This window comes from Sutterella sp., assembly GCF_030539355.1.
In the GTDB taxonomy this organism is placed as follows: domain Bacteria; phylum Pseudomonadota; class Gammaproteobacteria; order Burkholderiales; family Burkholderiaceae_F; genus Sutterella.
On record NZ_JAUNSF010000148.1, the window covers coordinates 1 to 4,889 of the forward strand.

Sequence of the window (4,889 nt, forward strand, 5' to 3'; positions counted from 1 at the left end):
TTTTGAATAAGCGCGAACTTCGTAAAATTTTTGAGTCGAGGAATCGTGAAATTCCTCTGCCCTTTCGGACTCCTCAAAGCTTTCCGACGTTCACACTTATCGGTTCGTTGAAATCTGATTTTTAAAGAACTGCGCTGCATTTCGGAGCAGCGAAGGAGAAGAATCATACTGAAGTTCTTTTCCTTTGTCAAGGGCTCAGTTCGGAAGCTTTGTCTTCGTCGCTGTTCGCGCCTTGCTCTTTACTGACCGCCGTAGCGGGCAGGACGCGAATTATGGAGATGTCGGATGTGTTTGTCAAGGGGGACGGGAAAATTCTTCCAGATGCCCTTTCCCAACGCCGTGACTATGATGAGCCGTCTCAGGACTCAATCTCTTCACGGAGCCTCTCCGATGCTCAGCTACACCATCTTCCCCGAGCCTCACCATCACACCTACCGGGTCCGGCTTGCCCTCACCATGCCCGCCGAGGGCGGACTCACCCTGGTGATGCCCGTGTGGACACCGGGGAGCTACGTGCTCCGTGAGTACGCCGGCCGCATCGGAGCGGTCACTGCCCGGGGCGACGGCCCCGAAGTCAGGCTTCGCCAGACCGCCAAGGCCGAGTGGGTGCTTGACGCCGGATCATTCCCCGCCGGCTCCCCCGTTGAGATCCGCTGGGAGGCGTTCGCCTACTCGGTCGGCATCCATGACGCCTTCATCGACTCCGACCGCGGCGTCATCAATCCTCCGGCCCTCTTCATTTACCCGAAGACCGCGCTCGACGGAACGCTTCCGATCGAGGTGCGCTTCCGCGCACCCGGCTGGCAGGTTCACTGCGCGCTTCCCGAGACGGACGGCGCCTGGGTGACGGACACGATCGACGAACTCCTCGACTCCCCCTATGCGCTCACCCGCGAGGACGGCCGCGGTGCGCACGTCTTCACCGTCGAGGCCTGCGGCGCGCCGCATGAGATCGTCATCACCGGCGTCGAATCCCTCGACCCCCGCCGCATCAGTGAAGACCTCCGCCGGATCTTCGAGACGGAGATCGCCTTCTGGGATCCCCGGGGCAGGAAGGCGCCCTTCGAGCGCTACCTCCTCATTCTTCATCTCGGCCCCGGCCTCTACGGCGGCCTCGAGCACGCCGCCGGCACGATGCTCCTCGAGGATCCCGCGAACCTTCCCGCGGAGTGCGAGACCGAGGCGCCGAAGAACTATCACGACTTCCTCGTCCTCGTCGCGCATGAATACTTCCACGTCTGGCTCGTGAAGCGCCTGAAGCCCTCGAGGTTCCTGCCCTACGACCTCTCCGAGGAGGGCTACACCCGCGACCTCTGGATCTTCGAAGGCATCACCTCGCACTTCGAGAGTCTGCTCGCCCGGCGCGCAGGCGTCATCACGGAGAAGGAGTGCCGGCTCCACATGGAGCGCCGCATGAACAACGCGCTCGGCCGCGAGGGCTTCTATGAGATGACGCTCGCCGAGTCGAGCTTCTGCGCCTGGACGAAGCTCTACCGCCCGACCGCCTCGACGCCCTACACCCAGATCTCCTACTACACGAAGGGCGCGCTCGCCTCCCTGATCCTCGACGAGGAGCTCAGGGAGAGGAGCGGCGGCGCCGAGTCGCTCGAGAAGTTTCTCTCCGACTGGTTCCTCTCCGTGCGCGACGAGATCGCCGCCCGCCGCTGGAAGGGTCTTCCCGACCACGGCCTCGGCGACCTCATCCTTCGCTTCACCGGCGTTGATGTCACGGAGCTTCTCCGCGACCTCATCGACAAAGAGCAGCCGAAGTCCTTCTGGTCACTTCGCATCAAAAAGGCGCTCGAGGCCGCAGGCCTCCGGGCCGAGCCGGATGACTCGGCGCCCGCCGCTTTCCGTCTCGCCGGCCTCAGGACCGACGTGAAGAACGGCCGCGTCACCGCGGGCTACATCCCTTCCTGTTCCCCGGCCTACGGGGCCGGGATCTTCGCCGGCGACGAGATCATCGCGATTGACGGCGAGCGCGTGACGCCCGACTCCGTCAACCGGCAGATCGAGCGCGCCCGGGGCCGCGTCGTCACGGTTCACCGCTTCCGCGGCGCGAAGCTCCTCACGGGCATGCTCGATCTCACGAGTCCGCTCCCGGATGACTTCCTTGATCAGCTCCCGAAGAAGCTCGTCCCGATCGAGGATCAGAAGAGCGAGGCCTGACCGACCTCGCCGGCGCCCTGCCAGTCAATCGGCTTCTCTCCCCTCGAGAGAAGCCATTCATTGGCCCTGCGGAAGCAGTCCGAGCGCAGAAATGCGTCCTCGCCCCTCGAGGCCGAGAGCGGCGACGGGTGCGAGGCGGTGAGCACCAGGTGACGGTGTTCGTCAATCAACGGGCGCAGCTTCTGCGCGGGCTTCCCCCAGAGGAAGAAGACGAGACCGTCGCGCTTCTCCGCGAGTTCCGCGAGAAGCCCTTCTGTGAAAACCTCCCAGCCCCAGCCGGCATGCGAGAGCGGCCGCCCCTCCTCGACGGTGAGGACGGGGTTGAGCATCAGCACGCCCTGGCGTGCCCAGTCCGTGAGGTCGCCCTTTTTCCGGAGCGCTCCGCCCGCGGCGACGACCTTGAAGATGTTCCTGAGCGACGGGGGCAGTTTCTCGTCCTCGGGCACCGAGAACGCGAGTCCGCACGCCTTTCCCGGCGTGTGATACGGATCCTGCCCGAGGATCACCGCGCGCACGCTCTCGAAAGGCGTGAGCTCGAGCGCCCGGAAGGGGTGCGGCGGGTAGACATTCGCAGTGCAGGCAGCAAGGCGCGCCGCGAGCCTGCTTCCCGTCTCGGACGCGAGGAAGGCGTCCGCGCGCTCGCGCCAGATGCCGCGGAGCGCTTCCGTCGAGAGATCCGCTTTCGAGGGCATCAGAAGCGGCTCTGGCTCAGATGGCGGTTGGTGAGAATGCTCGTGCGCAGACGGTAGTAGCCGATCTTGCAGGAGAGCTCGGCGTTCACCTCGAGCTGGCGGCGGCCCTTCGTCGTGTTGGCCACGAAGTCGCACTCGCGCTTCACGAACGTGTCGAAGCTCTGTCCGGCGAGGATGAACTTGTTCCAGCGGGTGCGCGTTCCGGTGGGCTTGTCGAGCGCCTTGGCGAGCGAGGCCACGCGGTCGGTGACGTCCTTGTAGGCGCCCTGGACCATGTCGAGCTCCAGGTTCAGGCACTTGCCCTGCGCCTCGGCGTCGTTGTCCTTGACGGCGGCGTAGCACGCCGAGACCGCATCCGCGGTGGGCCGCGCCTTTGTCGGGGCGGCGAGAAGCGTCACGGGCAGCACAACCCCGAGAGTGAACGCGGCTACGGTTTTCAGCATTGCTCAAGCTCCTTGACCAGGCTGGCGCAGACTTCGGCCGTGCCCGGGAAAATTTCAGTGAATCCTTGCGAACGCCCCCAGGCGCCGAGCGGCTCGCCCTCGTTCCAGCCGCACTCCACGAGGAACGCGCGGGCGCCCGCGGCCCGGGCGGCGAGCGCGTCATTGCGGCTGTCGCCCACCATGGCGGTCTCCTCCGAGGCCACGCCCGCACGGCGGACCGCCTCGAGGATCATGTCCGGGGCGGGCTTCGGCGCGAAGGCGCCGCCCTGGCCGATCACGCCGTCGAAGTCCGCGGAGAGGCCGCGCGACTCGATGAAGGCCTCGGCGAGCGGCTGCTCCTTGTTCGTGACGAGCCAGATGGAGACGCCGTGCGCGCGCAGCGCCCGGATCCCCTCGACCACGCCGGGGAAGACGGTGATCCGGCTGCCGTCCATGGCGAGCCAGAGGTCGACGAGTTCACGCAGGAGCCGCTCCTCGGCGTACTCGCCGCCGGCCGGCATCTGCGCGCCCTCCTCGCGCCACCAGGCCGACATGCGGCCGATGAGCACGCGGACGCCGCCGCCGATCATGCGCCCGACGACCTCGTCGGGCGGCTCGGGCAGACGGTTGCGGCGGGCGAGTTCACGCACGCCCTCCGCGATCTCGGGAAGTGAATTGGCAAGTGTGCCGTCGAGGTCAAAGCAGACCGCGCGGATCATGCGGCGTCTCCGAGGGCGGCGACCGCCGCCTTCATCGAGTGGATCACCTGCGCGTAGCCCTCGCGCGAGCCCGCGCCGAAGACGGCCGAGCCGGCGACGAAGGTGTCGGCGCCGGCCGCGGCGATGCGGGCGATGTTGCCCGGCTTCACGCCGCCATCGATCTCGAGCGCGATCTCGCGGCCCGTCGCAGCCTTGTAGGCGTCAAGGCGCTCGCGGACGGCCGCCGCCTTCTCGACGGTCGACTCGATGAAGCTCTGTCCGCCGAAGCCCGGATTCACGCTCATGAGGAGCACCACGTCGATGAGATCCATCTCATAGTCGAGGTAGGAGAGCGGCGTCGCGGGGTTGAAGACGAGGCCGGCCTTCTTGCCGGCGCCGCGTATCAGCTGCAGCGAGCGGTCGATGTGGCGCGTCGCCTCGCAGTGGAAGGTGATGATGTCGGCGCCCGCCTTGATGAACTCCGGAATGAGCGCGTCAACGGGCTCGATCATCAGATGCACGTCGATCGGGATCGACACGTGCGGCCGGATTGCCTTCAGCACAAGCGGGCCGACCGTGAGGTTCGGCACGTAGTGATTGTCCATCACATCGAAGTGAATCCAGTCCGCGCCTGCGGCCGCGACATCACGGACCTCCTCGCCGAGGCGGGCGAAGTCAGCGGAAAGAATGGACGGAGCAATGCGACAGGTTCGCATGAGGGGGCCTCCGGAGAGCGTTTTGTCATAAAGGGCGGACAGAGAGTGACTCCCGCCGGAGTGCTTCCGTTTCAGGTTCCGCACTGCGGGAGACGGTTGTCCGCTCGGGATCGAGCTTCAGTATATCTGCAGAGTCTTGTGTCAATCTTTCCAATTAATTGCAGATTCCCGCAAATTCTTGACCATCTTTAT

General features: G+C 65.6%; 5 protein-coding genes. 1 reads left to right on the forward strand and 4 read right to left on the reverse strand.

What is annotated here, in order from left to right:
• The first annotated feature begins 390 nt into the window (after positions 1-390).
• Positions 391-2,169, forward strand: a complete 1,779-nt coding sequence (locus tag Q4F91_RS12745) for a M61 family metallopeptidase (RefSeq protein ID WP_303338107.1) — start codon at positions 391-393, stop codon at positions 2,167-2,169.
• On the opposite strand, the gene ung is transcribed toward Q4F91_RS12745, so the two are convergent.
• Genes ung through rpe form a run of 4 tightly spaced genes read right to left on the reverse strand, consistent with a single transcriptional unit; the run spans position 2,151 to position 4,697 of the window.
• Positions 2,151-2,861: a uracil-DNA glycosylase gene (ung, locus tag Q4F91_RS12750; protein ID WP_303338108.1), complete on the reverse strand. Its 711-nt coding sequence runs from the start codon at positions 2,859-2,861 to the stop codon at positions 2,151-2,153. The two genes, Q4F91_RS12745 and ung, sit on opposite strands and share 19 nt — an antisense overlap.
• On the reverse strand, positions 2,861-3,304 hold the full coding sequence (locus Q4F91_RS12755; RefSeq protein WP_303338109.1) for a DUF1311 domain-containing protein: 444 nt from the start codon (positions 3,302-3,304) through the stop codon (positions 2,861-2,863). Before Q4F91_RS12755 ends, ung begins: the two co-directional genes overlap by 1 nt.
• Positions 3,298-4,002, reverse strand: a complete 705-nt coding sequence (locus tag Q4F91_RS12760; protein WP_303338110.1) for an HAD family hydrolase — start codon at positions 4,000-4,002, stop codon at positions 3,298-3,300. Before Q4F91_RS12760 ends, Q4F91_RS12755 begins: the two co-directional genes overlap by 7 nt.
• Positions 3,999-4,697, reverse strand: coding sequence for a ribulose-phosphate 3-epimerase (gene rpe, locus Q4F91_RS12765; RefSeq protein WP_303338111.1), 699 nt, complete (start codon positions 4,695-4,697; stop codon positions 3,999-4,001). Before rpe ends, Q4F91_RS12760 begins: the two co-directional genes overlap by 4 nt.
• Positions 4,698-4,889: the final 192 nt, after the last annotated feature.

Excerpts from the sequence above, each read along its gene's own strand:
- Q4F91_RS12745 (WP_303338107.1), top strand. The coding sequence starts at position 391 with ATGCTCAGCTACACCATCTTCCCCGAGCCTCACCATCACACCTACCGG.
- ung (WP_303338108.1), bottom strand. The coding sequence starts at position 2,861 with ATGCCCTCGAAAGCGGATCTCTCGACGGAAGCGCTCCGCGGCATCTGG.
- Q4F91_RS12755 (WP_303338109.1), bottom strand. The coding sequence starts at position 3,304 with ATGCTGAAAACCGTAGCCGCGTTCACTCTCGGGGTTGTGCTGCCCGTG.
- Q4F91_RS12760 (WP_303338110.1), bottom strand. The coding sequence starts at position 4,002 with ATGATCCGCGCGGTCTGCTTTGACCTCGACGGCACACTTGCCAATTCA.
- rpe (WP_303338111.1), bottom strand. The coding sequence starts at position 4,697 with ATGCGAACCTGTCGCATTGCTCCGTCCATTCTTTCCGCTGACTTCGCC.